Raw genomic sequence first — 26,305 nt, 5'->3', positions numbered from 1 at the left:
CCGCAGGAATGAAGAAGGAGGCCGCTGTGGCCGGCACCCTCAAGAACGTGACCGACGCTGACTTCGACGCCGAGGTCCTCAGGAGCGACAAGCCCGTACTGGTGGACTTCTGGGCCGCCTGGTGCGGACCGTGCCGCCAGATCGCGCCGTCCCTCGAGGCCATCGCCGCCGAGTACGGCGACCAGATCGAGATCGTCAAGCTGAACATCGACGAGAACCCGGCCACGGCCGCCAAGTACGGCGTCATGTCGATCCCGACCCTGAACGTGTACCAGGGCGGAGAGGTCGCCAAGACCATCGTGGGCGCCAAGCCGAAGGCCGCCATCCTGCGCGACCTCGAGGACTTCGTCCAGGTCAAGTCCGCCTGACGAACTGCCTGTTCCGCTGGGGACGACTCCAGCCGCAGCCGGGATACCTGAAACGGGCCGCCCCTCCTCGGGGGCGGCCCGTTTCAGGTATCCCGCTCACAGCGGGCGCAGCGCCGGCTCCTTGCGGGCCGCGCCCAGCAGCCGGTCCAGCGCCAGCTCCACGTCTTCCTTCCACGACAGCGTGGAGCGCAGCTCCAGCCGCAGCCGCGGATGCGCCGGATGGGGCCGTACCGTCTTGAAGCCCACCGCGAGGAGGTGGTCCGCCGGGAGCAGACAGGCCGGACCCTCCCACCGGGCGTCCCCGAAGGCCTCGATGGCCCGGAACCCCCGCCGCAGCAGGTCCTTGGCCACCGTCTGGACCATCACCCGGCCGAGCCCCTGCCCCTGGTACCCCGGCGTGATGAACGCGGTGATCAGCTGCACGGCATCCGGCGACACCGGGCTCGTGGGAAACGCGGTGGACCGCGGTACGTACGCCGGCGGCGCGTACAGCACGTACCCGACCGGGACCTCGTCCACGTAGACCACCCGGCCGCACGATCCCCACTCGAGGAGGACGGCGGAGATCCAGGCCTCCTTCTCCAGCGCCGGCGTACCCGCCTTCACGGCGGCGTCGCCACTGACCGGATCGAGCTCCCAGAACACACAGGACCGGCAACGACGGGGCAGATCCTGGAGGTTGTCCAGCGTGAGCGGTACCAGCCGACGACCCATGAACGCATCGTAACCACTGGCACCCCCTCTTTCGACAGGCACGGCTCCGACAGCACGACAAAGGGGCGGACCGCGTCGGCTCTCACCGGCACGGTCCGCCCCTCGGCGGCCCCGGGGTCACTCCCCGGACAGACCCTGCTCCAGCACCCGGCCCTCGCCCGGCGCCAGCGTTCCCAGAATCCGCTCCAGATCCTCCATCGAAGCGAACTCGACGGTGATCTTGCCCTTCTTCTGGCCCAGATCGACCTTCACCCGCGTCTCGAAGCGGTCCGACAGACGCGTCGCCAGCTCGCTGAGCGCCGGAGCCACCCGGGCACCCGCACGCGGACCCTTCGGCTTCACCGCGCTGGAGGGCTCCGACGCCATCAGCGTCACGATCTCCTCCACCGCGCGCACCGACAGCCCCTCGGCCACGATCCGGTGCGCCAGGCGGTCCTGCTCCTCGGAGTCCTCGACCGAGAGCAGCGCCCGCGCGTGCCCCGCCGAGAGCACGCCCGCGGCAACCCGGCGCTGCACCGACGGCGACAGCTTCAGCAGTCGCAGCGTGTTCGACACCTGGGGACGCGAACGGCCGATCCGGTCCGCCAGCTGGTCGTGGGTGCAGTTGAAGTCCTGGAGCAGCTGGTCGTAGGCCGCAGCCTCTTCCAGCGGATTGAGCTGAGCCCGGTGCAGGTTCTCCAGCAGCGCGTCCAGGAGCAGCTTCTCGTCGTCCGTCGCCCTGATGATCGCCGGAATGCTGTCCAGACCGGCCTCGCGGCAGGCCCGCCAGCGCCGCTCACCCATGATCAGCTCATAGCGGCCCGGAGTCGACTGCCGCACCACCACCGGCTGGAGCAGACCCACCTCCTGGATGGAGGTCACCAGCTCGGCCAGCGCGTCCTCGTCGAACACCTCACGCGGCTGCCGCGGGTTCGGCGTGATCGCATCCATCGGGAGCTCCGCGAACGACGCCCCGGCCACCGCATTGGCCTCCGGCGCCGTCTGCGCCGGCTCGCTCACCGGCGCTGCGGCGAACGATGTTTCACGTGAAACATCGGCCTGCGCCAGCGAAGCCAGCTTCGCCGCCGCGATCCCGCGCTCCGAGGTCAGCACCGGCACCGCCGACGGAGACGTCGACCCGCCGCCGACCACCGGCGGCGTCTTTTCCTGCGGAGCAGCCGGAATCAGCGCACCGAGCCCCCGCCCCAGACCTCTACGTCGCTCGCTCACTGGATCCCCTCCGCCACACTCTGCGTGCTGTTCACACCCGCGCCCAGATGGGCCTGCTGGGCGTCGTACTGCATTCCAACCCCACGAAACGCGATCTCCCGCGCCGCCTCCAGATAGGAGAGCGAGCCACTGGAACCCGGGTCGTACGTGAGCACCGTCTGCCCGTAGCTCGGCGCCTCGGAGATGCGCACCGACCGCGGGATGCTGGTCCGCAGCACCTCCTTGCCGAAGTGGCTGCGCACCTCGTCCGCCACCTGCGAAGCCAGCCGGGTCCTGCCGTCGTACATCGTCAGCAGGATCGTCGACACGTGCAGTGCCGGGTTCAGGTGGGCCCGCACCAGATCGACATTGCGCAGCAGCTGCCCCAGCCCCTCCAGTGCGTAGTACTCGCACTGGATCGGGATCAGCACCTCGGCGCCCGCCACGAGGGCGTTGACCGTCAGCAGCCCCAGTGATGGCGGGCAGTCGATCAGGATGTAGTCGAGCGGCTGCTCGTACGCCTGGATCGCCCGCTGCAGCCGGCTCTCACGGGCCACCAGCGACACCAGCTCGATCTCCGCACCCGCGAGGTCGATCGTGGCCGGGGCGCAGAAGAGCCCTTCCACATCCACGACGGGCTGGACGACCTCCAGCAGCGGCCGGCTGTCCACCAGCACGTCGTAGATCGAGGGCACATCCGCGTGGTGGTCGATGCCAAGCGCCGTCGAGGCATTGCCCTGCGGGTCGAGATCGACCACCAGGACCCGCGCCCCGTGCAGTGCCAGCGAGGCCGCCAGGTTCACGGTCGTCGTGGTCTTGCCCACGCCGCCCTTCTGGTTGGCCACCACGATGACCCGGGTCTGCTCCGGACGGGGCAAACCCTGGCCGGCGCGCCCCAGCGCCTCGACCGCCAGCTGGGCGGCTCGGCCGATGGGGGTGTCGTTGTCTACAAGGGGAGGAGGCGATGTTTCACGTGAAACATCGTCCCCCGCCGATTCAGAGCGGGGACCGGGGACCGGATCGGCCATCGGCCCCGCGAGGTTGGCGTCGGACCGCACGGTGTCACTCTCCTCGACATCAGGCTCGCGATGAACAGAGCCTGCCATGTCACCGGGGTCGCGAACCAGCGGGGCCCGTACTCCTGTGGATGAATCCACCGATGTGGACAACTCCGTCCCCCTCGCGTCCTTGCGGGGGCGGGGGGACGCAGCCGCACGACCGCGGCTGATGATTCCGTGCAGCAGAGAGCGACGTTTCACGTGAAACACGATGCCCGGGCGGAGACGGCAGGCCGCTACGACACTCCGAAATCCATACCTATAGGGCCCAACACAGGAGAAAACTCCCGCCGAAGCCCGAGGATCAGAGGTTCAGCGACGCCGGCGGGTGCGGCCCACCCGGGCCGCCTTAGCCCGCTTGGCCGCGAACCTCACCCCGCCGGGGCTCTCCCCGACCTCGACGCGCACCACCGTCGACAGCGGATCCACGACGCCCTCGCCGACGTGCAGCACCGAGGTCTTCACCACACCGAGCTTCGTCAGTGCGGTCTTCGCCGACACCAGCTCCTCCTCGGCGGTATCGCCCTTGAGCGCCAGCATCTCCCCGTAGGGACGCAGCAGGGGCACGCCCCAGCCGGCCAGCCGGTCCAGCGGGGCCACCGCGCGGGCCGTCACCACGTGCACCGGCTGGAGCTTCCCGAGCACCTCCTCGGCGCGGCCGCGCACCACCGTCACGTGGTCCAGGCCCAGCAGCTCCACGACTTCCTGGAGGAAGGTCGTCCGCCGCAGCAGCGGCTCGAGCAGCGTGATCTTCAGGTCGCGCCGCACCAGAGCCAGCGGGATGCCGGGCAGCCCCGCCCCCGAGCCCACGTCGCACACGGTGACCCCCTGGGGGACCACCTCCGACAGCACGGCGCAGTTCAGCAGATGCCGCTCCCACAGCCGCGGCACCTCGCGCGGCCCGATCAGGCCCCGCTTCACTCCCGCATCGGCCAGCAGCTCCGCGTAGCGCACAGCTTCCGGGAAAAACTCACCGAACACCGCGCGCGCCTCTTCAGGCGCCGGGGGAAGCTCAGCTGCTGCCTCCGTCACGGGGACCGTCCCTTCCGTACCGCATGGTTCTGAAGAACCACGTCTTCAAGATGGCGCGTCGTTCACATGCCAGGCTGACAAACTTCGGCCCCGTCTGCGACACAGACGGGGCCGAACACTCTCGCTACCGGTCAGGCCGGGAGCACAACGACGAAGCGCTGCGGCTCCTCGCCCTCGGACTCGCTCCGCAGACCGGCCGCCGCCACGGCGTCGTGGACGACCTTGCGCTCGAACGGGGTCATCGGGGCCAGCTTCAGGGGCTCGCCGGACGCCTTCACGTCCGCCGCCGCCTGGGCGCCCAGCGCCGCCAGCTCCTCGCGCTTCTTCGCGCGGAACCCGGCGATGTCCAGCATCAGCCGGCTGCGGTCCCCGGTCTCACGGTGCACGGCGAGGCGGGTCAGCTCCTGCAGAGCCTCCAGAACCTCACCATCGCGCCCCACGAGCTTCTGCAGGTCACGGCCGGCCGAGTCGCTGACGATCGACACCGCGGCCCGGTCGGCCTCGACGTCCATGTCGATGTCGCCGTCCAGGTCGGCGATGTCCAGCAGACCCTCAAGGTAGTCGGCCGCGATCTCACCCTCCTGCTCGAGGCGGGTCAGGGTGTCGCCACTCTCAGCGGCGGCGGTGGTGGTGCCTTCCGTCACGGGAGGGACTCCTTCTTACTTCTTGGAGGGCTTGCTGGGGGGTGTCTGACGCTTCGACTTCGACTGCCGCTTGGGCTGCTGCCGCTTCGTGGCGACACCGCCGCTCGCCGCGTCGGAGTCGACGGTGGCTTCGGCACTCTTGACGACCGAGCCGTCCGCCTGAGCGGCCATGCCCTGCTTGGTCAGCGCGGAGATGAACTTGCGCTCGTTGTCGTTGCGGTCCGGGCCCTTGGCCACGATCGCCGCGACGACCTTCTTCTTGCCCCTGCCCTTGACGTCACCGTGCGAGCTGACGTGCTTCAGCAGGCGGGTCAGGTACTGGTCCTGGGCCTTGCTGCCCGGCGTCGGGTTCTGGTTGATCACATACATCTGCTGGCCCATGGTCCACACGTTCGTGGTCAGCCAGTAGACGAGGACACCGACGGGGAAGTTGATGCCCATGACCGCGAAGATCACGGGGAAGATGTACATCAGCATCTTCTGCTGCTGCATGAACGGCGTCTTGACCGACAGGTCGACGTTCTTCTGCATCAGCTGACGCTGGGTGTAGAACTGGGACAGCGACATCAGGATGATCATGACGGCGGTGACGATCCGCACGTCCGTCAGCGAAGCGCCCAGAGCGGCGACGGCCTCGGAGCTGTCCATGAACTTCGACGCCAGCGGGGCGCCGAAGATGTGGGCCTCACGCGCGCTGTCCAGCAGCGGACCGTCGATGTAGCCGATCTCTTTGCCGCTGGCGATGCTCGCGAGCACGTGGTAGAGCGCGAAGAAGAACGGGGACTGCGCCAGGATGGGAAGACACGAGGAGAGCGGGTTGGTACCCGTCTCCTTGTACAGCTTCATCATCTCTTCGGACTGGCGCTGCTTGTCGTTCTTGTAGCGCTCCTGGATCGCCTTCATCTTCGGCTGGAGCGCCTGCATGCCGCGCGTCGCCTTGATCTGCTTCACGAAGAGCGGGATCAGGCAGATACGGATCAAGACCACCAGGGACACGATGGACAGGCCCCAGGCCCACCCACTGTCCGCACCGAAGATCGCCCCGTACAGCTTGTGGAACTGGACGATGATCCACGAAACGGGTGTGGTGATAAAGCTGAACAGACTGGCAATCGTGTCCACTAATCAGGCTCCTTGAGCATTGCGAGATCTACGCAACGCACTGCGCAGCTGCTCGTGCCAACGCGGGCGTTTACGAGGTGGGACGTGGTCCACACCACCCGGGGACCACGGATTGCACCGCAGGATCCGCCAGGCGGTCAGAACCGTCCCCTTCACCGCACCATGCCGGTCGATGGCCGTGTACCCGTAGTGCGAGCACGAGGGGTAGTAGCGGCACACCGGCCCGAGCAGCGGACTGATCGTCCACTGGTACAGCTTGATCAAAGCGAGCAGCGGGTACTTCATCGAGCCACGCCTCCCAGGAGCCGCACCAGAGCGGCATCCAGGTCCCGGGCCAGCTCGTCGGGGCCGGCATCACCCGCTCCGGGCAACGCACGTACCACCACCAGGCTACCGGCGGGCAGCTGGGACAGCCGATCCCGGACCAGATGGCGCAGACGGCGCTTCACCCGGTTACGTATGACGGCGTTGCCGACAGCCTTGCTGACGACGAAACCCGCACGCGTCGAGGGATCGATCTCCCCCGGCTCGTGCGGGTCCGTTGCACCGCTTGTACGTAGGTGGACGACGAGGAGCGGGCGACCAGCCCGTCGACCTCGGCGTACCGCGCTCGCGAAGTCCTCGCGCCGCCTCAGCCGATTCTCGGGAGACAGCACGACGTCACGACCTGCGTGTTGTTACGCGGAAAGGGCGGCGCGGCCCTTGCCACGACGGTTCGCGAGGATCGCGCGACCGGCACGGGTACGCATCCGCAGGCGGAAGCCGTGGGTCTTGGCACGACGGCGGTTGTTCGGCTGGAAGGTGCGCTTGCTCACTCGGGGGCTCCAGAGAATGAAATCGTTGTGGCGGGACATCGCCTGGCTGTCACCGTGCGCCCACGAGGAAACTCGCGTGTTCGCCCGAGTGGCACCGCTAAACGATCACTATCAGTGATCTTCGCCCATCGGTAGGCAGGCGGCAGCAGCCATCGACAACTCGACCTCGTTACGGTACGCGCGGCTACGCCATCCGGTCAAACCGAGCCGGCGCTGCCCCACACTGTGCACAGGCTGTGGACAACGACTTGAACCGTACCCGCTGGCCTGACTACCGTTGTCTGATCCCGGATTTTTTGTCCCGACCGTCCCAAAGAACCACACATTCGTGGGACCCCTGTGAGAGAGCGTGCTCTGTGGCTGACGTACCTGCCGATCTTGCCGCAGTGTGGCCAAGGGTGCTCGAAAAGCTCCTCGGGGAGGGACAGCCGGGGATCGAACCCAAGGACAAGCAGTGGGTCGAGCGCTGCCAGCCCCTGGCACTCGTCGCCGACACCGCACTGCTCGCCGTCCCCAACGAATGGGGCAAGCGCGTCCTCGAAGGCCGCCTCGCCCCGCTGATCAGCGACGCCCTCAGCCGCGAGTGCGGCCGCCCCATCCGGATCGCCATCACCGTGGACGACTCCGCCGGCGACTCCGCGCCCCCCGCACCGACCACCCAGCAGCAGGGCGGCTACGAGCCGTACCCCGGCCAGCGCCCCGGCGGCGGCCCGGGCGGCTCCTCCGACGACCAGCTCCCCACCGCCCGCCCCGCCTACCCGGACTACCAGCAGCAGCGCTCCGAGCCCGGCGCCTGGCCCCGGGGCGGGCAGCAGGACGACTACGGCTGGCAGCAGCCCCGCCTCGGCGGCTTCCCCGAGCGCGACCCGTACGCCTCCCCGCAGCCGGGCTACCTCCAGCAGTCCGAGCCGCCGGCCTACGACCAGGGCTCCTACGAGCAGCAGCAGTACGAGCAGTCCCCGTATGAATCCCAGCAGCAGCACCAGTCGCGGCCGTCCCATCAATACGAGCAGCAGAAGTACGAACAGCAGCAATACGAGCAGCCCTCGCCCCGCCAGGCACCCGGCCGGCCCTCGGCCGCCCCGGCGCCGTCCGGCGGCTCCCCCTCCGGCCCGCTCGAGCCGACCGCCCGGCTGAACCCCAAGTACCTGTTCGACACCTTCGTCATCGGGGCGTCCAACCGGTTCGCGCACGCCGCCGCGGTGGCCGTCGCCGAGGCGCCCGCGAAGGCGTACAACCCGCTCTTCATCTACGGGGAGTCGGGGCTCGGAAAGACCCACCTGCTGCACGCCATCGGGCACTACGCGCGGAGCCTGTACCCCGGCACCCGCGTGCGCTACGTGAGCTCCGAGGAGTTCACCAACGAGTTCATCAACTCCATCCGCGACGGCAAGGGCGACGCCTTCCGCAAGCGCTACCGCGAGATGGACATCCTGCTCGTCGACGACATCCAGTTCCTCGCGAGCAAGGAGTCGACGCAGGAGGAGTTCTTCCACACCTTCAACACGCTCCACAACGCCAACAAGCAGATCGTGCTCTCCTCCGACCGGCCGCCCAAGCAGCTCGTCACCCTCGAGGACCGGCTCCGCAACCGCTTCGAGTGGGGCCTGATCACCGACGTCCAGCCGCCGGAGCTGGAGACCCGCATCGCGATCCTGCGCAAGAAGGCGGTCCAGGAGCAGCTCAACGCCCCTCCGGAAGTGCTGGAGTTCATCGCCTCCCGCATCTCGCGCAACATCCGCGAGCTGGAGGGGGCGCTGATCCGGGTCACGGCCTTCGCGAGCCTCAACCGGCAGCCGGTCGACCTGGGCCTGACCGAGGACGTCCTCAAGAACCTGATCCCGGGCGGCGAGGACAGCGCGCCGGAGATCACGGCGACCGACATCATGGCGGCCACCGCCGACTACTTCGGGCTCACCGTGGACGACCTGTGCGGCTCCTCGCGCAGCCGGGTCCTGGTCACCGCCCGGCAGATCGCCATGTACCTGTGCCGGGAGCTCACGGACCTGTCCCTGCCCAAGATCGGGGCCCAGTTCGGCGGGCGCGACCACACCACGGTCATGCACGCCGACCGCAAGATCCGGGCCCTGATGGCGGAACGACGGTCCATCTACAACCAGGTCACCGAGCTCACCAACCGCATCAAGAACGGCTGAGGCGACCCCGCGCCGAGCTCTTCCGCACACCGTCAGAGGGCGCTCCCGGGTCACACCGGGGGCGCCCTTCTTCGTCCGCGCGCCCCTGACCTGTTCGAATACGCCCCCGCAGGAGCAACTCATCCACAGATTCGCGGACTTTCTGCCGTCCACACCCTGGGGACGGGCTCGCTCGCCCACAATCTGTCCACAGGCATGCCGGGTGAGACTCCATCAGGGCAGGTCAGCAGGCTGTGGAATTGTGCGCAAGCACTATCCACAGGCTGTGGACAGAATATTCATCCACAGCGCTGTCCACGAGGTTGTCCACCGGCAACCCACAGGTTCGCCGATCCTGTGCACAGGATCCGACGCCTTCTCCACACCGTTGTCCACTGTTCGGCAACATGCCACCCCCGCTCACCGCCCCGAGTGAAAGCGGTCACACGGAGGTGGACGTTTGGGTTGTGGAGTACTGGGGAAAAGCTGGGGACACACCTGTGGAGTAGTCGAGGTCGTCTGGGGACGGCCTGTGCAGAACTTTTCGTTCTCCACAGAGACACCGGGTTGTCCACCGGTGCCACCCACAGGGTGTGGGGATAAAAAACGAGGCCTGAGCTGCGAGAACGGGGTTATCCACCGTTTCCACAGGCCCTACTACTACCCCCATAGAGAGTTAGCCCGGTTTCGGTTTTCAAGCAGGTCCTGTGCACAACTCGGTGGACCGGCTCGCCGCCGCCCCGCTCCCGACTTGACCGCCAGCCGCACCGACTGTCGGCGCCGTACGTCAGACTGGTCCCCGGCACTCGAGCCATCGACGAGCCGACGACGAAGGCCGGCAGACGAGCGAGCAACAGCAGGAGGCGGTTCCGGTGAAGATCCGGGTGGAGCGCGACGTACTCGCGGAGGCGGTGGCCTGGGCTGCCCGTAGCCTCCCGGCCCGGCCGCCGGTGCCCGTTCTCGCGGGCCTGCTGCTGAAGGCCGAAGAGGGCACCCTCAGCCTCTCCGGCTTCGACTACGAGGTCTCGGCCCGCGTCTCCGTCGAGGCGGACGTCGAGGAGGACGGCACGGTCCTGGTCTCCGGCCGGCTGCTCGCCGACATCTGCCGCGCCCTCCCCAACCGCCCGGTGGAGATTTCCACAGACGGTGTACGGGCGACCGTGGTCTGCGGCTCCTCGCGATTCACACTCCACACCCTGCCTGTGGAGGAATACCCGGCGCTGCCGCAGATGCCGACCGCGACCGGCACCGTGCCCGGTGAGGTCTTCGCCTCCGCCGCCGCCCAGGTCGCCATCGCCGCCGGCCGCGACGACACGCTGCCCGTGCTGACCGGTGTGCGCATCGAGATCGAGGGCGACCGCGTCACCCTGGCCTCCACCGACCGCTACCGCTTCGCCGTCCGCGAGTTCCTGTGGAAGCCGGAGAACCCGGACGCCTCCGCCGTGGCCCTGGTGCCCGCGAAGACGCTCCTGGACACCGCCAAGTCCCTGACCAGCGGTGACACGGTCACCCTGGCGCTGTCGGGCTCCGGTGCCGGCGAGGGCCTGATCGGCTTCGAGGGCGCCGGCCGCCGCACCACCACCCGCCTCCTCGAGGGCGACCTGCCGAAGTACCGCACGCTGTTCCCGACGGAGTTCAACTCCATCGCCGTGATCGAGACCGCCCCGTTCGTCGAGGCCGTCAAGCGCGTGGCCCTCGTCGCCGAGCGCAACACCCCGGTCCGGCTGAGCTTCGAGCAGGGCGTGCTGATCCTGGAAGCGGGCTCCAGCGACGACGCACAGGCTGTGGAGCGCGTCGACGCCAAGCTGGAGGGCGACGACATCTCGATCGCCTTCAACCCGACCTTCCTGCTGGACGGCCTGAGCGCGATCGACTCGCCCGCGGCCCAGCTCAGCTTCACCACGTCCACCAAGCCGGCGCTGCTCAGCGGCCGCCCGGCGGTCGATGCCGAAGCCGACGAGGCGTACAAGTACCTGATCATGCCGGTGCGCCTCTCCGGTTGATTCTTCGCAGGTCAGGCCCGGTTTCGCGCGCCGCGAGACCGGGCCTGACCGCGTTTTCCCGTCCTCGTGGAACAGGCGCGCCCCGTGGCGCCCGGCGGCCCGGCCGGGCGTAGGCTCGGGGCCTGGGATGTCCTCCGGGAAGCAGGAGGCCCCGGCAAAGACGGCCACAACGCTTAAGGAACCACCTGATGGAGCTTGGTCTCGTCGGTCTCGGCAAGATGGGCGGCAACATGCGCGAGCGCATCCGCCGCGCAGGCCACACCGTCATCGGATACGACCGCAACCCGGACCTCGCCGATGTCCACAGCCTGCAGGAGCTTGTGGACAGTCTGCAGGCACCCCGCGTGGTGTGGGTCATGGTCCCGGCCGGTGCGGCCACCCAGTCCACCGTCGACGAGCTCGCCGAGCTGCTGTCGCCCGGTGACATCGTGGTCGACGGCGGCAACTCGCGCTGGACCGACGACGAGAAGCACGCCGAGGAGCTGAAGGCCAAGGGCATCGGCTTCGTCGACTGCGGCGTCTCCGGCGGCGTGTGGGGCCTGGAGAACGGCTACGCCCTCATGTACGGCGGCGACAAGGAGCACGTCGCGACCGTGCAGCCGATCTTCGACGCCCTCAAGCCCGAGGGCGAGTTCGGCGCCGTACACGCCGGCAAGGTCGGTGCGGGCCACTTCGCGAAGATGGTCCACAACGGCATCGAGTACGCCATGATGCAGGCCTACGCCGAGGGCTGGGAGCTCCTGGAGAAGGTGGACTCGGTCACCGACGTCCGCGAGGTCTTCCGCTCCTGGCAGGAGGGGACGGTCATCCGTTCCTGGCTGCTGGACCTGGCCGTGAACGCCCTCGACGAGGACGAGCACCTCGAGCAGCTGCGCGGCTTCGCCCAGGACTCGGGCGAGGGCCGCTGGACGGTGGAGGCGGCGATCGACAACGCCGTGCCGCTGCCCGCGATCACCGCCTCGCTGTTCGCGCGGTTCGCGTCGCGCCAGGACGACTCCCCGCAGATGAAGATGATCGCCGCGCTGCGCAACCAGTTCGGCGGCCACGCGGTCGAGAAGAAGTAGCGACAAAGAGACACCGTGCGGCCCCAGCGGCCGCACACAGCACCACACAGATCAGCAGGAAGCCGGGGGAGGTCGGCGCCGTATGCATGTTTCGCATCTCTCGCTGGCCGACTTCCGCTCGTACGCCCGGGCCGAGGTTCCCCTCGACCCGGGCGTCACGGCTTTCGTGGGCCCCAACGGCCAGGGCAAGACCAACCTCGTCGAGGCGATCGGATACCTCTCGACGCTGGGCAGCCACCGGGTCTCCTCGGACGCGCCGCTCGTACGGATGGGCGCGGACCGGGCGATCATCCGTGCGGCCGTCACCCAGGGCGAGCGCCAGCAGCTGGTCGAGCTGGAGCTGAACCCGGGCCGGGCCAACCGCGCCCGGATCAACCGGTCCTCGCAGGTCAAGCCGCGGGACGTGCTGGGGATCGTACGGACGGTGCTGTTCGCGCCGGAGGACCTGGCGCTGGTGAAGGGCGACCCGGGCGAGCGGCGCCGGTTCCTGGACGAGCTCGTCACGGCGCGCTCGCCGCGGATGGCGGCGGTCCGCTCGGACTACGAGCGGGTGCTCAAGCAGCGCAACACCCTGCTGAAGTCGGCGGCGATGGCCCGCCGGCACGGCGGCCGGTCCATGGACCTGTCGACCCTGGACGTGTGGGACCAGCATCTGGCGCGTGCGGGCGCGGAGTTGCTGGCGCAGCGCCTCGACCTGATCGCGACGCTGCTGCCGCTGGCGGACAAGGCGTACGAGCAGCTCGCGCCCGGCGGCGGGCCGCTGGGCCTCGCGTACCGGTCCTCGGCGGGCGAGCCGGTGGACAGCGGGGCGGCGCGCGGCCGCGAGGCGATCTACGAGGTGCTGCTGGCGGCCCTGGCGGACGTGCGCAAGCAGGAGATCGAGCGGGGCGTGACGCTGGTCGGTCCGCACCGCGACGACCTGCTGCTGCGGCTGGGCGAGCTGCCGGCGAAGGGGTACGCGAGCCACGGGGAGTCGTGGTCGTACGCGCTGGCCCTGCGGCTGGCCTCGTACGAGCTGCTGCGCTCGGAGGGCGCGGAGCCGGTGCTGATCCTGGACGACGTGTTCGCGGAGCTGGACGCGCGGCGGCGGGAGCGGCTGGCCGAGCTGGTCGCACCGGGCGAGCAGGTGCTGGTGACGGCGGCGGTGGACGACGACGTGCCGGGAGTGCTGACGGGGACGCGGTTCGGGGTCTCCGGCGGTGAGGTGACCCGGCTGTGAGCGATCAGGACGAGGAACCGCGGGGCGAGGCGCGCAGGGCGCCGGAGCCCTCCGGGGTGGACCTGGCCCGGCAGGCGCTGGCGGCGGCGCGCGAGCAGGCGCGGGCGCGCGGGAACGCGGCGGGCGGCAGGAAGCGCCAGCAGGGTCCGGGGCTGCGGTCGGGCGCGCGGGCGGACGGCCGGGACCCGATGCCGCTGATGGCGGCGCTGGACCGGCTGCGCACGGAGCGCGGCTGGGAGATGCCGATGGCCGTGGCGGGCGTGATGGAGCGCTGGCCCGAGATCGTCGGGCCGGACATCGCGGCGCACTGCGAACCGGAGCGGTACGAGGACCGCGAGCTGATGGTCCGGTGCGACTCCTCGGCGTGGGCGGCGCAGCTGAAGCTGCTGGCCCCGCAGCTCGTGGCGCGGCTGAACGCGGACCTCGGTCAGGGGACGGTCCGGCTGATCAAGGTACGGGGCCCGGGCGGCGGGCGGCCCAAGGGCTACGGGCCGTGGCGGGCGCCGGGCAGTACGGGCCCGGGGGACACGTACGGGTAGCCGGCCCCTGCCCGGGCTGCGCCGGGACGTGGGCTCCGCCCTGGTCCCCGGCCCCCGCGGCCTGCCGGGCGGGGCTCGCAGCCCGCGGCCCTTCCAGCCGGTCTCGGAGCCCGCGGCCTTCGGGCGAGCCGCGTCCCGCGGCCTCGGCCTCGGCGCCGGCCCGGCTGCGCGGAGGTCGGGTCTGCCCCGGCCCGCGCCGCTGTCCTTGGCCCTCTCCTTACTCCTGTCCCTCCTCCTGTCCTTACCCCTGCCCGGCCCCTGCCCGGCCCCTGCCCGGCCCCTGCCCGGCCCCTGCCCGGCCCCCCGCGCAGGCCCCGGAACCCTCGTCCCGAACGCCCCCGGGGACTGCCGCGGTGCGCCGTCGGCGGCCGGCTGGGGACAGGGCGACAGGTGGTGTCCCTCACGGTAGTGGGAGGTTGACAGGCCGAAGCGCTGGATGCCCGTGTGAGCCTCTTTGAGCCCCGTCCCGGATATGGGGAGTCGGAAGGTGGAGGTTCAGGGCGGCACATGCGGACTCAGGTACCGGCAAACCCCCATTCATGTCAGTGGTACCGGTAGACTGAAAGGGAATCCCGCCCGATCGCGGGATCAGTCAGACAACGCAGATCGACGCGGCCGCTCCTCCGGCGCACACGCTGGTCCGGAGTACGGGCTGCGCTGTGCCAGAAAGGGCGCTTCGTGGCCGATTCCGGCGACTCCAACGAGAAGAATTACGACGCCAGTGCCATCCAGGTCCTCGAGGGCCTGGATGCGGTCCGCAAGCGGCCGGGTATGTACATCGGCTCGACCGGTGAGCGTGGCCTGCACCACCTCGTGCAGGAGGTCGTGGACAACTCCGTCGACGAGGCCATGGCCGGGCACGCGGACACGATCGACGTGACGATCCTCGCCGACGGCGGTGTGCGCGTGGTCGACAACGGCCGCGGCATCCCCGTCGGCATCGTGCCGTCCGAGGGCAAGCCGGCGGTCGAGGTCGTCCTCACGGTGCTGCACGCGGGCGGCAAGTTCGGCGGCGGCGGCTACGCCGTCTCCGGCGGTCTGCACGGCGTCGGCGTGTCCGTCGTGAACGCGCTGTCGACCAAGGTCGCGGTCGAGGTCAAGACGGACGGCCACCGCTGGACCCAGGACTACAAGCTGGGCGTGCCGACGGCGCCGCTGGCCAAGAACGAGGAGACCGACGAGCACGGCACGTCGGTGACGTTCTGGGCCGACCCCGACATCTTCGAGACGACCGACTACTCCTTCGAGACGCTGTCGCGGCGCTTCCAGGAGATGGCCTTCCTCAACAAGGGCCTGACCCTGACGCTGACGGACGAGCGCGACTCGGCGAAGGCCACGGTCGGCGCGGACGACCCGGACGCGGAGGCGGCCGAGCCCGCGGCGCGCACGGTGAAGTACCACTACGAGGGCGGCATCGTCGACTTCGTGAAGTACCTCAACTCGCGCAAGGGCGAGCTGATCCACCCGACCGTCATCGACGTCGAGGCCGAGGACAAGGAGCGGATGCTCTCGGTCGAGATCGCGATGCAGTGGAACTCGCAGTACACGGAGGGCGTCTACTCCTTCGCGAACACGATCCACACGCACGAGGGCGGTACGCACGAGGAGGGCTTCCGTGCGGCGCTGACGGGTCTGGTCAACCGGTACGCGCGGGACAAGAAGCTGCTGCGCGAGAAGGACGACAACCTCGCCGGCGAGGACATCCGCGAGGGTCTGACGGCGATCATCTCGGTGAAGCTGGGCGAGCCGCAGTTCGAGGGCCAGACGAAGACCAAGCTGGGCAACACGGAGGCGAAGACCTTCGTGCAGAAGGTCGTGCACGAGCACCTCAACGACTGGTTCGACCGCAACCCGAACGAGGCCGCGGACATCATCCGCAAGTCGATCCAGGCCGCCACCGCGCGCGTCGCGGCCCGCAAGGCCCGTGACCTGACGCGCCGCAAGGGCCTGCTGGAGAGCGCCTCGCTGCCGGGCAAGCTGTCCGACTGCCAGTCGAACGACCCGACCAAGTGCGAGATCTTCATCGTCGAGGGTGACTCAGCCGGTGGCTCCGCGAAGTCCGGCCGCAACCCGATGTACCAGGCCATCCTGCCCATCCGCGGCAAGATCCTGAACGTCGAGAAGGCCCGGATCGACAAGATCCTGCAGAACACCGAGGTCCAGGCGCTGATCAGTGCCTTCGGCACGGGCGTGCACGAGGACTTCGACATCGAGAAGCTCCGCTATCACAAGATCATCTTGATGGCGGACGCCGACGTCGACGGCCAGCACATCAACACCCTGCTGCTGACCTTCCTGTTCCGCTTCATGCGGCCGCTGGTCGAGGCGGGTCACGTGTACCTGTCCCGCCCGCCGCTGTACAAGATCAAGTGGGGCCGCGACGACTTCGAGTACGCGTACTCGGACCGCGAGCGCGACGCCCTGGTCGAGCTCGGCAAGCAGAACGGCAAGCGGATCAAGGAAGACTCGATCCAGCGCTTCAAGGGTCTGGGCGAGATGAACGCCGAGGAGCTGCGCGTCACCACCATGGACGTGGACCACCGCGTGCTCGGCCAGGTCACCCTGGACGACGCGGCGCAGGCCGACGACCTGTTCTCGGTGCTGATGGGTGAGGACGTCGAGGCCCGGCGCTCCTTCATCCAGCGCAACGCCAAGGACGTTCGGTTCCTCGACATCTGAGTCGGCTCAGCTGACCGCCTGAAAGGATTTCTGACCAGCAATGGCCGACGAAACCACCCCCACCGCAGAGAACGCCGAGAACACCGCGGAGGAGCAGCCCGTGCTGCGCATCGAGCCCGTCGGGCTCGAGACGGAGATGCAGCGCTCCTACCTCGACTACGCGATGTCCGTCATCGTCTCGCGTGCGCTGCCCGACGTGCGGGACGGCCTCAAGCCGGTCCACCGCCGCGTGCTGTACGCGATGTACGACGGCGGTTACCGGCCCGAGAAGGGCTTCTACAAGTGCGCCCGCGTCGTCGGCGACGTCATGGGCACCTACCACCCGCACGGCGACTCCTCGATCTACGACGCCCTGGTCCGCCTGGCCCAGCCGTGGTCGATGCGCATGCCGCTGGTGGACAGCAACGGCAACTTCGGCTCTCCGGGCAACGACCCGGCGGCCGCGATGCGCTACACCGAGTGCAAGCTGATGCCGCTGGCCATGGAGATGCTCCGGGACATCGACGAGGAGACCGTCGACTTCACGGACAACTACGACGGCCGCAACCAGGAGCCGACGGTCCTTCCGGCGCGCTTCCCGAACCTGCTGGTCAACGGCAGCGCCGGCATCGCGGTCGGCATGGCGACGAACATCCCGCCGCACAACCTGCGCGAGGTCGCGGCGGGCGCGCAGTGGGCGCTGGAGCACCCGGAGGCCACGCACGAGGAGCTGCTCGAGGCGCTCCTGGAGCGGATCAAGGGTCCTGACTTCCCGTCGGGCGCCCTGGTCGTGGGCCGCAAGGGCATCGAGGAGGCGTACCGGACCGGTCGCGGCTCCATCACGATGCGCGCGGTGGTGGAGGTCGAGGAGATCCAGAACCGCCAGTGCCTGGTGGTGACGGAGCTTCCGTACCAGACCAACCCCGACAACCTCGCGCAGAAGATCGCGGACCTGGTGAAGGACGGGAAGGTCGGCGGCATCGCCGACGTCCGTGACGAGACCTCGTCGCGCACCGGTCAGCGCCTGGTGATCGTCCTGAAGCGCGACGCCGTCGCCAAGGTCGTGCTGAACAACCTGTACAAGCACACCGACCTGCAGACGAACTTCGGCGCGAACATGCTGGCGCTGGTGGACGGCGTGCCGCGCACGCTGTCGGTCGACGCGTTCATCCGGCACTGGGTGCAGCATCAGATCGAGGTCATCGTCCGCCGTACGCGCTTCCGCCTGCGCAAGGCGGAGGAGCGCGCGCACATCCTGCGCGGCCTGCTCAAGGCGCTGGACGCCATCGACGAGGTCATCGCGCTGATCCGGCGCAGCAACACGGTCGAGATCGCGCGCGAGGGCCTGATGGGCCTGCTGGAGATCGACGAGATCCAGGCGAACGCGATCCTGGAGATGCAGCTGCGCCGCCTGGCGGCCCTGGAGCGGCAGAAGATCGTCGCCGAGCACGACGAGCTGCAGGCCAAGATCAACGAGTACAACGCGATCCTCGCCTCGCCGGAGAAGCAGCGCTCGATCGTCAGCGACGAGCTGGCGGCGATCGTCGAGAAGTACGGCGACGACCGGCGCTCCAAGCTGGTGCCCTTCGACGGTGACATGTCCATCGAGGACCTGATCGCCGAAGAGGACATCGTCGTCACGATCACGCACGGCGGCTACGTCAAGCGCACCAAGACCGAGGACTACCGCTCGCAGAAGCGCGGCGGCAAGGGTGTGCGCGGCACGAAGCTGAAGCAGGACGACCTGGTCGACCACTTCTTCGTCTCCACCACGCACCACTGGCTGCTGTTCTTCACGAACAAGGGCCGGGTCTACCGGTCCAAGGCGTACGAGCTCCCGGACGCCGGCCGGGACGCACGCGGGCAGCACGTGGCGAACCTGATGGCCTTCCAGCCGGACGAGAAGATCGCGCAGATCCTCGCCATCCGCGACTACGAGGCGGCTCCGTACCTGATCCTGGCCACCAAGGGCGGCCTGGTGAAGAAGACGGCGCTCAAGGACTACGACTCGCCCCGTTCGGGTGGTGTCATCGCGATCAACCTCCGGGAGACCGAGGACGGCAGCGACGACGAGCTGATTGGCGCCGAGCTGGTGTCCGCCGAGGACGACCTGCTGCTGATCAGCAAGAAGGCGCAGTCGATCCGCTTCACGGCGACCGACGACGCGCTGCGCCCGATGGGCCGCGCCACCTCGGGCGTGAAGGGCATGAGTTTCCGCGAAGGTGACGAGCTGCTGTCCATGAGCGTGGTGCGGCCGGGTACGTTCGTCTTCACCGCGACCGACGGCGGCTACGCCAAGCGGACGCCGGTCGACGAGTACCGCGTCCAGGGTCGTGGCGGTCTGGGCATCAAGGCCGCGAAGATCGTGGAGGACCGCGGGTCGCTCGTCGGGGCGCTCGTGGTGGACGAAACGGACGAGATTCTCGCCATCACGCTCGGCGGTGGTGTGATTCGTACGCGCGTCAACGAAGTCAGGGAGACCGGCCGTGACACCATGGGCGTCCAGCTGATCAACCTGGGGAAGCGCGATGCCGTGGTGGGCATCGCCCGTAACGCCGAGGCCGGTCAGGAAGCTGACGAGGTCGTGGGCGACGAGACCGAGACCGAGGCGGCCGAAGGACAGGCCGCCGAGGCCGCCGAGGGCACGCAGCCCTCGGCCGGGGAGCACGAGGAGTAAGTCGTGAGTGGAGCCACGGGCGCCGGACCGGCCAAGACTGGAGAGAACGGTGCCCGTGGCCCTGCCGCGGACTCCCAGGGGGGGACTGTGACGGATACCCGAGAACCGCAGCCGCAGCCGCAGGCCGGCGCGGCCCCCGCGCAGCCGTACCACCCGCCGCAGGCCTACTCGGCGCCCTCGGGCCCGGGTGCGCCGCGCGGCGGCGGGACGGCCACCGCGCAGCGCAAGCCGCGTACGGGGGCCCGGATGGCGCCCAGGACGCGCAAGGCGCGCCTGCGGGTGGCCAAGGCCGACCCGTGGTCGGTCATGAAGGTCAGCTTCCTGCTGTCGATCGCGCTGGGCATCTGCACGATCGTGGCGGCGGCGGTGCTGTGGATGGTCATGGACGCCATGGGCGTCTTCTCGACCGTCGGCGGCACGATCAGCGAGGCGACCGGCTCGAACGAGAGCAACGGGTTCGACCTCCAGTCGTTCCTCTCGCTGCCGCGCGTCCTGATCTTCACGTCGGTCATCGCGGTGATCGACGTGGTGCTGGCGACGGCTCTGGCGACGCTGGGCGCGTTCATCTACAACCTGTCGGCGGGCTTCGTCGGCGGTGTGGAGCTCACGCTCGCCGAGGACGAGTGACCTGCGCAGACGTCTCCCGCAGCGTCCAGGGGGGCTTCGCCCCGGGCGATTTTGGAGCTCCCGGGTCTGTGCGCTAACCTTCAGGAGTCAGCGCGCAGCGCGGATGGGGCTATAGCTCAGTTGGTTAGAGCGCATCCCTGATAAGGATGAGGCCACAGGTTCAAATCCTGTTAGCCCCACAGTGTCGAAGACCCCCAGGCCCAAGGCCTGGGGGTCTTCGTCGTAGGGCCAGTTGGCCGGTTCCCAGATAACCGATCGGTATCGGTCGGTGTGTATTGTTGGCTGCCAGAAGTCCCCTACGTCAACGAAAGACGAGGTCGCGCGGTGAAGAAGCTGCTCCTGGTCGCACTGGCCGCCATCGGCGGGCTCCTCGTGTACCGCCAGATCCAGGCGGACCGCGCCGAGCAGGACCTGTGGACGGAGGCAACCGACTCCGTGCCCTCTGGTTCCGGTGTGTGAGACCCAAGGCTGATCGCATGAAGCCCCGGCTGCCGCTGCGGCCGGGGCTTTGTGCTGTTCTGTGACGAAAAGTTACGTTATGCAAAGATTTGGCTTGCGCTAGCAAACTCGGGGTGGGCGTGATGGGTCGGGTACGGACGACAGTGCGGACGGGGGCCGCGGCGGGGGTGGCGGCCCTGGCCGTGGCGGCGGGGCTGCCGGGGGCCGCGCAGGCGGCGACGGCGCCGCAGCCGGTCCCGACGTACCGCGCTGCGGACGGCGCCAAGGCCGTGGCCGGCAAGCCCTCCACGGCGGACGCCCCGCTCCTGGAGGCGGGCGGCGTCTACCAGGACGAGATCGCCCCCGGAGAGCGCGTGTACCGGCTCGTCCTGGAGAAGGACCGGTCGAACGTCTACGTCTCCGCCGTGGTCCGGCCCGGGCCGGGAGCCAAGGTCACGGGCAGTGACGGCATCGAGGTGGAGATCATGACCACCGCGGGCCGGTCCTGCCAGGGCAGCACCGGGCGGGCGAACTTCGGCTACGACCCGGTGCCCCTCGGTGCCGCGGGCGTCCGCTGGGGCTCGGAGGACGCCGAGTGCGCGCCGGGCGGGGTCTACTACGCCAAGGTCACCCGAACGTCCGCCAAGGGCTCCGACCAGAGCCCCTGGCCGGTCGAGCTCAAGGTGCAGCGCGAGCCCGGCCGTACGTCCGGCGGGCCCACCGCGGCCCCCGGAGGCTGGGCGTCGGGCGCCCCGACCCTCCCGGGCACCGAGGCGGTCGCCCGGACCGGCGGGACGGGCTTCAACGACGCCCGCGCCCTGGGCGGCGGGGTGTGGCGCGACGAACTGCGGCCGGGGCAGACCCGCTTCTACCGGGTGCCGCTGGACTGGGGGCAGCAGCTGGGCCTCAGCGCCGAACTGTCCGCCGCCAAGCTGACCAAGGAGTACGGGTCCGCCTCCAACGGGCTCACCGTCTCGCTCTACAGCCCCTACCGGCGCCTGGTCTCCTACGAGGACGTCTCCTACGACGGCAAGCAGGCCGGGGCCACGCTGGAGAAGACCCCGCCCGTCGCCTACGAGAACCGCTTCGCGAGCGACGCGGAGGTCAAGTCCGCGGGCCTCGCCGGCTGGTACTACATCGCCGTGACCATGGGCGCGAAGGTCGCCGACTTCACCGAGGACGCGACCCCCGTGCCGCTGACCCTGCGCACGGAGGTGAGCGGCACCCCCAAGAAGGCGCCCGCCTACGCCGAGAGCCTGACCGCGGCCGGGTTCGGGGTCGGCGGCGAGGACCGGGCCGCGGCCCAGGAGGGGCTCACCGCCCCCGAGGCCGCCGACGCCGCCAGGAACGGCTCGGTGATGCGCGTGGTGGCGGGCGCCGGGTTCGGCACCGGGACCCTGCTGCTGCTCGTGCTGGGCGGCTGGATCCTGCTCGCCCGGCGGGGCCGGGGCGCCGCTACAGCCGGGTGAGGGCCCAGACCCCGACGGCGAAGCAGAGCAGCGCGGCGGCGAGGAGCCCGGCCTTCACCCCGGCCGGGGGCGGGGCGATCGGGCCGCCGGCCCGCGCGGGCGCCTGGGGCGGGGCCTGGGGCGCCGGCGGGGCGAGGTGGAAACTGCCGGTCTCCAGGGGGCCGTACGCGGCCACGGGGGCGGTCCGGCCGGTGCCGCGCGGATCCGTACGGGCGGCCTCCGCCACGGTCGCCGCGGAGGCGTACGGGGTCGCGTACGGGCCGGTGTGCGGGGGACCGTACGGGGACGGGGCCTGCGCGGGGGGCGGGGTCTGCGCCGGCGTCGGGTACGGGGTCGTGGACGGCGTCGTGGACGGGGTCGCGGGTCCGGTCGGGGTCGTGGCGGCCGTGGGCGCCTCCGTGCCCGCCGGCCCGCCCGCCGCCGCCGTCGGCGCCGAGGGCCCCTGGGGTCCGAAACCGGCCGGGAGCGGGCCGAGTTGGTCGGACACCTCCACCGCGGCCTCGTCCGGCGTGGGCGGGGCGAGCAGCTCCACGGCCTCGGCAAGGGCCTTGCGCGCCCCTGTGGCGGTCTTGAACCGGCTGTGCGGGTCCGGCTGCAGCAGACTCGCGATGACGTCCCACAGCGGCGCGGGGACGCCTTCCGGTGCGCTGGGCGTGCCGTGCGCCAGGAAGTGCTCCACCAGGGCCCGGGAGTCGGGCTTGCGCCCCTGGAGCAGGTACAGGGCGACCAGACCGACGGCGAAGAGGTCCGCGGGGAAGTCCGGCTCGGCACCCAGCAGTTGTTCGGGGGCGAAATAACCCGGCGTGCCGACCACGTAGTCGGTCTCGGTCAGCCGCGGCTCGCCCTTGCGCATGGAGATGCCGAAGTCGGACAGCCGCAGGTGCGGCCGCCCGGTCCCGGTGGCCTCCATCAGGATGTTGGCCGGTTTGATGTCGCGGTGGACGACGCCCTCCGCGTGCACCGCGGCCAGCCCCGACAGGAGCTGGTCGAGCAGCGTGCACACGAACCGGGGCGGGAGCGGACCGTAGTCCCCGATCACGTGGGCGAGGGAGCCGCCGCTGACCAGGTCCATGGTGAACAGGACCTTGTCGTCGTCGGCCGCCCAGCTGGCGGGGGCCAGTACGTGCGGGTGATCGATCCGCAGGGCCTGCTCCCGCACGAAGCGCAGGAGCGTGTGGGCGTCGCTCTGCAGCAGCACCTTCGCGGCGACGTACCGGCGGCGCCGGTGGTCCCAGGCACGCCACACGGCGCCCGCGCCCCCGCGCCCGATCGGATCGACCAACTCGTACCGACCGGCGAAGACCTCACCCATCGCTGTGCCCGTCCCCCGTCACCCGTAGTCGCCCCGGCCCGCCTTCGCGCGCGTCAGTTCTGGTGGGCCTCGTAATGGGCCACCGCGTCCGCGGTGCGGCCCGCGCCGTACACCCGGAGGAACTCTGCCAGTTCCGGGTGGCTGGGGGCGAGCGAGTCCGCCGCGTCGATGATGTCGCCCGCCGCGGAGACCGAGCGCAGCAGCGACTGGATCTCGCGGACGACGCGCTTGACGGTGGGTGCGCCCGAACTGATGGGGGTCTGGCCGCTGTTGCTGAGGACGGAGCCTCCCTGGGTCTTCTTGATCTCGTCCATCCGGTCGGTGGCCTCCGCCGCGCTGACGCTCCCGTCGGCCACCTGGCCGGCGAGGTCCTGGAGGGCCTGGACGCGCTGCACCACGGCAGGGTTACCGATCTTGGCGCGCTGGCCGCTCATCAGCTGGGACAGCATGGGCGCCGACAGTCCGAGGACGGCAGCGAGGCGAGCCTGGTTGAGGCCGAGGTCATCTATGAGCCGGCGGAAGAGCGCTCCCAAAGGCTCCCCGTACCAACTGCGCTGAAGCTCTCTGGCTCTGGCCGTGGCCTCTTGCTGTACTGCGTCCACTCTTCCTACTCCCCTTCGCTGGTGCGAACCTCGCGAGCATCTTACGGAGCGTGGTCGCGGGGCGGGAGTCCCTATCATTTTGCGGGATGAGGGGGTACACCCGGTACTCTGTTCTGCGGAACACCCGCTCCCCGCAAGGGGACAGGCGCGTCCGTACCCATGGGGCCTTAGCTCAGTTGGTAGAGCGCTGCCTTTGCAAGGCAGATGTCAGGAGTTCGAATCTCCTAGGCTCCACAAGCAAGACCCCCCTTGACCTGCGAAAACGCGGGCGAGGGGGGTCTTTTTGCGTCCAGTGTCAGGGAGCCCTGCGGCCCTTGGGGGAGGTCGGCCAGAGGTCGATCCAGTAGCGGCGCTTGGGCCCGATCAGGGTCTCGCGGACGTCTTCCAGGACGCCGCCGCCGCGCTCGATCGTGCGGACCGAGGCGGTGTTGCCGGGGTCGCAGGTCAGCAGGACCCGGTCCATGCCCATGACCCGCGCCTCGTGGAGCACCGATCCGAGCGCCCGTCCGGCCAGTCCGCGCCCTCGCGCCGAGGGCCGCACGCTGTAGCCGATGTGGCCGCCGGCGTCGAGGAGGAAGGCGTTCAGGTGGTGGCGCAGGTCTATCGCGCCCAGGTAGGTGTCGCCGTCGGCGATCCACCAGTACGTCGCGTGCACCCGGCCCTGCTCGACCGGCAGGGTGCGGTCCGCGCGGCGGTGCAGCGTGTCCACCCAGGCGGCGAAGCCCTCCGGGCTGTCCACGTCGTCCTCCGAGCCGAGGCCGGCGCCGTCCATGTCCCCCCCGTCCCCCCACTCCTCGCGGGCGGCGAGCCAGGAGGAGCGCAGGCGGGGGGTGGGCGCGATCAGCTCGGACATGCCCGGACGCTATCAGCCGGGCCGGAGCGGGCCGGGGGCCCGACGTCAGCGGCGTTCGGAGCGGGCCCCCTCGCCGACGCGGACCGCACCGCCCTGCTGCGGGTCCTCGGGCTGCTCGTCCGGGGCGACCTGGCCGCCCCCTCCGACAGCCCCCGTCCGGCACGCCGCGCGCGTCGGTGCCGGGCGGGGCCGGGTGCGCGGGTCCCCCGGATGGCCCCGTCACAGGGCCGCCCGGAGCCCCGTGTCCGAGAGTGGGGGAAGGCGCCGCGCCCCGAGGGCGCCGCCCAGGGGGAAACACCACGCCGGAGGCGTACGCACATGGGACTCTTCGACTTCCTGAAGTCCGACAAGAAGAAGGCACACGAGGCCGCCGAGAAGGCGAGGGAGCAGGTCCAGCAGCAGGCCTCGGCGGGGCCCGCCACGAGCCAGGCCGCCGACGCCGCCTCGGCCACCCGGGCGGCCGCCGAGCGGATGGCGGCGGCCGCGCCGCCCAAGCCCGCCCCCGCGACCCCGACGCCCGGCTCGGCCGCGCACAAGGCGGTGCCCGCGCCCCCCAGGCCCGCGCCGATGCCCAAGCCCGGCGCGGCGGCCCTGGCCTCGCCCGGCGCCGCGCACACCCCGACGCCCGGCTCGGCCGCGCACAAGGCCGTTCCGGCGGCGCCGGCGCCCGCGCCGAAGTCGGCGCCGAAGCCGGCGCCCGCCGCCAAGAAGCGCACCTACACGGTCAGGCCCGGTGACTCGCTCTCCGCGATCGCCCGCCGCGAGCTCGGCAACGAGGCCCGCTGGCGCGAGCTCTACGCCATGAACAAGGGCGTCGTCGGCTCCAACCCCGACCTCATCCGCCCGGGCATGGTGCTGACGCTCCCCCACTGACACCCGCCCCGCCCGCAGGGCGGACCCGGACAGGCGCAAGGGCCCGGATCCTGCTGGATCCGGGCCCTTCCACCGCTCACCCGCCTGCCGGTCAGGGCTGCTTGTCGTCGGCCGCCGAGCCCGTTTCGCGCTCCTTGGCCGCGAGCTCGTCGTCGAAGCTCGCCGGCTCCGCCGGCACCTCCGTGGCCGCCGGCGGCTCGACCAGCCAGTCCGGGTTCGACTGCTGGTCCCACCACTTCCACGCGGCGAAGGCGGCGCCCGCCAGGACACCGACCACGGCGATCCCGCGCAGCGCCCGGCCGCAGCGCGCCCGCCGCTCGTGTCGCCGGGTGAGCCGCTGGATCTCCTCGGGCGTCACCTGGCCGCGCAGCGCCGCGAAGGCGGCCACCGACCGCGAGGCGGCCTCCTCGGCCACCGGCGTGGCCGCGGCGATCGCGCTCTCGATCCGCGGCTGCGTGTAGTCGGCCGCCTGGCGCGCGGCCCGGCGCGTCTGCTTCACCGCCTTAGTGGCCGCCCGGTCCACGTTCGGCGGCACATGCGCACGCGCCGCCTTCACACGGGGATGCAGGTGGGTGTCGTACGTGGTCCGTGCCTGCCGTGCGGCCTCGTTGGCCGCATGGGAGACCTTCGGCGCGAGCACCTGATTGGCCTCATGCGCGTAGTGCGACACGGCGTCCTTGGCGGTCCCTGCGTACGGTGCCACCACTTCCGACGCGTGCCGCACGGTCTCCCTGGCGCTTTCCGCAGCCGCGAGCACGCTGTCCTTGCGGGTCACAGGATTCCTCCTTCTCGGTGGCGGACACAGTTCACCTTTCCACCCTTTGTCGGATCATGCCTGGCAAGACACCGCCGGGCATGCGTGACAGTGCATACGGGTGGAGCATTTCCGTCCGCT

24 protein-coding genes, 2 tRNA genes and 1 pseudogene are annotated in these 26,305 nt (G+C 70.2%); 14 read left to right on the top strand and 13 right to left on the bottom strand.

Annotated elements, in window-relative coordinates:
• Window positions 1–26: 26 nt before the first annotated feature.
• A complete protein-coding gene (trxA, locus tag AB0D66_RS02570) occupies window positions 27–368 on the top strand; it encodes a thioredoxin (protein WP_362295469.1) in 342 nt (113 codons plus the stop codon).
• A gap of 96 nt (window positions 369–464) precedes the next feature.
• Here the strand turns inward: trxA and AB0D66_RS02565 are convergent, their stop codons facing one another.
• The 9 genes and pseudogenes from AB0D66_RS02565 to rpmH form a co-directional block, all read right to left on the bottom strand.
• Entirely contained in the window at window positions 465–1,082 is a 618-nt protein-coding gene (locus AB0D66_RS02565; protein WP_362295466.1) for a GNAT family N-acetyltransferase, read from the bottom strand.
• A gap of 117 nt (window positions 1,083–1,199) precedes the next feature.
• Window positions 1,200–2,291, bottom strand: a complete 1,092-nt coding sequence (locus AB0D66_RS02560; RefSeq protein ID WP_362295464.1) for a ParB/RepB/Spo0J family partition protein — start codon at window positions 2,289–2,291, stop codon at window positions 1,200–1,202.
• Window positions 2,288–3,376, bottom strand: a complete 1,089-nt coding sequence (locus AB0D66_RS02555; RefSeq protein WP_362295461.1) for a ParA family protein — start codon at window positions 3,374–3,376, stop codon at window positions 2,288–2,290. The genes AB0D66_RS02560 and AB0D66_RS02555 overlap by 4 nt, the downstream gene beginning before the upstream one ends.
• 264 nt (window positions 3,377–3,640) lie before the next feature.
• Window positions 3,641–4,360 (bottom strand): 16S rRNA (guanine(527)-N(7))-methyltransferase RsmG, encoded by a 720-nt coding sequence (gene rsmG / locus AB0D66_RS02550; protein ID WP_362295458.1) that lies wholly within the window; start codon window positions 4,358–4,360, stop codon window positions 3,641–3,643.
• Window positions 4,361–4,491: 131 nt separating this feature from the next.
• Window positions 4,492–5,004, bottom strand: coding sequence for a R3H domain-containing nucleic acid-binding protein (locus AB0D66_RS02545; RefSeq protein ID WP_030755362.1), 513 nt, complete (start codon window positions 5,002–5,004; stop codon window positions 4,492–4,494).
• Window positions 5,005–5,019: 15 nt separating this feature from the next.
• Window positions 5,020–6,126 carry a membrane protein insertase YidC gene (yidC, locus tag AB0D66_RS02540; protein WP_362295455.1) on the bottom strand — a complete coding sequence of 369 codons (1,107 nt, stop codon included), beginning with the start codon at window positions 6,124–6,126 and terminating at the stop codon, window positions 5,020–5,022.
• A gap of 30 nt (window positions 6,127–6,156) precedes the next feature.
• Window positions 6,157–6,411: pseudogene (yidD, locus tag AB0D66_RS02535) on the bottom strand (membrane protein insertion efficiency factor YidD); the annotation flags it as partial.
• The gene (gene rnpA / locus AB0D66_RS02530; RefSeq protein WP_362295452.1) at window positions 6,408–6,782 is read right to left on the bottom strand and encodes a ribonuclease P protein component; all 375 of its coding nucleotides are present in this window, start codon (window positions 6,780–6,782) and stop codon (window positions 6,408–6,410) included. The gene rnpA and the pseudogene yidD, both read right to left, overlap by 4 nt.
• A 21-nt stretch (window positions 6,783–6,803) precedes the next feature.
• Window positions 6,804–6,941, bottom strand: a complete 138-nt coding sequence (rpmH, locus tag AB0D66_RS02525; RefSeq protein WP_008741645.1) for a 50S ribosomal protein L34 — start codon at window positions 6,939–6,941, stop codon at window positions 6,804–6,806.
• 356 nt (window positions 6,942–7,297) lie between these two features.
• Here rpmH and dnaA point away from each other — a divergent pair, with 356 nt between their 5' ends.
• The 11 genes from dnaA (at window position 7,298) to AB0D66_RS02470 (ending at window position 21,770) form a co-directional block, all read left to right on the top strand.
• Entirely contained in the window at window positions 7,298–9,097 is a 1,800-nt protein-coding gene (gene dnaA / locus AB0D66_RS02520) for a chromosomal replication initiator protein DnaA (RefSeq protein ID WP_362295449.1), read from the top strand.
• Between the two features lie 851 nt (window positions 9,098–9,948).
• The gene (gene dnaN, locus AB0D66_RS02515) at window positions 9,949–11,079 is read left to right on the top strand and encodes a DNA polymerase III subunit beta (protein ID WP_030153167.1); all 1,131 of its coding nucleotides are present in this window, start codon (window positions 9,949–9,951) and stop codon (window positions 11,077–11,079) included.
• A gap of 188 nt (window positions 11,080–11,267) precedes the next feature.
• Entirely contained in the window at window positions 11,268–12,143 is an 876-nt protein-coding gene (gene gnd, locus AB0D66_RS02510; protein WP_362295445.1) for a phosphogluconate dehydrogenase (NAD(+)-dependent, decarboxylating), read from the top strand.
• A gap of 82 nt (window positions 12,144–12,225) precedes the next feature.
• Window positions 12,226–13,362: a DNA replication/repair protein RecF gene (gene recF, locus AB0D66_RS02505; protein WP_362295442.1), complete on the top strand. Its 1,137-nt coding sequence runs from the start codon at window positions 12,226–12,228 to the stop codon at window positions 13,360–13,362.
• The gene (locus AB0D66_RS02500; protein ID WP_362295439.1) at window positions 13,359–13,901 is read left to right on the top strand and encodes a DUF721 domain-containing protein; all 543 of its coding nucleotides are present in this window, start codon (window positions 13,359–13,361) and stop codon (window positions 13,899–13,901) included. Before recF ends, AB0D66_RS02500 begins: the two co-directional genes overlap by 4 nt.
• A 657-nt stretch (window positions 13,902–14,558) precedes the next feature.
• Window positions 14,559–16,580: a DNA topoisomerase (ATP-hydrolyzing) subunit B gene (gene gyrB / locus AB0D66_RS02495; RefSeq protein ID WP_362295856.1), complete on the top strand. Its 2,022-nt coding sequence runs from the start codon at window positions 14,559–14,561 to the stop codon at window positions 16,578–16,580.
• A 40-nt stretch (window positions 16,581–16,620) separates the two neighbouring features.
• Window positions 16,621–19,236, top strand: coding sequence for a DNA gyrase subunit A (gene gyrA / locus AB0D66_RS02490; protein WP_362295436.1), 2,616 nt, complete (start codon window positions 16,621–16,623; stop codon window positions 19,234–19,236).
• Between the two features lie 87 nt (window positions 19,237–19,323).
• Complete coding sequence (locus AB0D66_RS02485; RefSeq protein WP_362295433.1) at window positions 19,324–19,863, top strand: DUF3566 domain-containing protein; 540 nt, start codon at window positions 19,324–19,326, stop codon at window positions 19,861–19,863.
• A 105-nt stretch (window positions 19,864–19,968) separates the two neighbouring features.
• Window positions 19,969–20,042 (top strand) — tRNA-Ile (locus AB0D66_RS02480).
• A 145-nt stretch (window positions 20,043–20,187) separates the two neighbouring features.
• The gene (locus tag AB0D66_RS02475) at window positions 20,188–20,322 is read left to right on the top strand and encodes a DLW-39 family protein (RefSeq protein ID WP_208809277.1); all 135 of its coding nucleotides are present in this window, start codon (window positions 20,188–20,190) and stop codon (window positions 20,320–20,322) included.
• 122 nt (window positions 20,323–20,444) lie between these two features.
• Window positions 20,445–21,770 (top strand): hypothetical protein, encoded by a 1,326-nt coding sequence (locus AB0D66_RS02470; RefSeq protein ID WP_362295430.1) that lies wholly within the window; start codon window positions 20,445–20,447, stop codon window positions 21,768–21,770.
• Here AB0D66_RS02470 and AB0D66_RS02465 read toward each other — a convergent pair.
• Together AB0D66_RS02465 and AB0D66_RS02460 are read right to left on the bottom strand one after the other, a co-directional pair.
• The gene (locus AB0D66_RS02465; RefSeq protein WP_362295427.1) at window positions 21,757–23,082 is read right to left on the bottom strand and encodes a serine/threonine-protein kinase; all 1,326 of its coding nucleotides are present in this window, start codon (window positions 23,080–23,082) and stop codon (window positions 21,757–21,759) included. The genes AB0D66_RS02470 and AB0D66_RS02465 overlap by 14 nt on opposite strands.
• Before the next feature lie 53 nt (window positions 23,083–23,135).
• Window positions 23,136–23,684, bottom strand: coding sequence for a DNA-binding protein (locus AB0D66_RS02460; protein ID WP_362295424.1), 549 nt, complete (start codon window positions 23,682–23,684; stop codon window positions 23,136–23,138).
• A 161-nt stretch (window positions 23,685–23,845) separates the two neighbouring features.
• Here AB0D66_RS02460 and AB0D66_RS02455 point away from each other — a divergent pair.
• Window positions 23,846–23,918, top strand: a tRNA-Ala gene (locus tag AB0D66_RS02455).
• Between the two features lie 61 nt (window positions 23,919–23,979).
• Here the strand turns inward: AB0D66_RS02455 and AB0D66_RS02450 are convergent.
• Window positions 23,980–24,537 carry a GNAT family N-acetyltransferase gene (locus AB0D66_RS02450; protein WP_362295421.1) on the bottom strand — a complete coding sequence of 186 codons (558 nt, stop codon included), beginning with the start codon at window positions 24,535–24,537 and terminating at the stop codon, window positions 23,980–23,982.
• A 318-nt stretch (window positions 24,538–24,855) separates the two neighbouring features.
• Between AB0D66_RS02450 and AB0D66_RS02445 the strand changes: the two genes are divergently transcribed.
• Window positions 24,856–25,410 carry a LysM domain-containing protein gene (locus AB0D66_RS02445; RefSeq protein WP_362295418.1) on the top strand — a complete coding sequence of 185 codons (555 nt, stop codon included), beginning with the start codon at window positions 24,856–24,858 and terminating at the stop codon, window positions 25,408–25,410.
• A gap of 91 nt (window positions 25,411–25,501) precedes the next feature.
• Here the strand turns inward: AB0D66_RS02445 and AB0D66_RS02440 are convergent, their stop codons facing one another.
• Entirely contained in the window at window positions 25,502–26,185 is a 684-nt protein-coding gene (locus tag AB0D66_RS02440; protein WP_362295415.1) for a DUF5324 family protein, read from the bottom strand.
• Between the last annotated feature and the right edge of the window lie 120 nt (window positions 26,186–26,305).

Origin of the sequence: Streptomyces sp. NPDC048270 (assembly GCF_040652335.1) — a bacterium.
GTDB lineage: Bacteria > Actinomycetota > Actinomycetes > Streptomycetales > Streptomycetaceae > Streptomyces.
The sequence above is the reverse complement of the archived record's forward strand: the minus strand, read 5'-3'. Positions and strand labels throughout refer to the sequence as shown.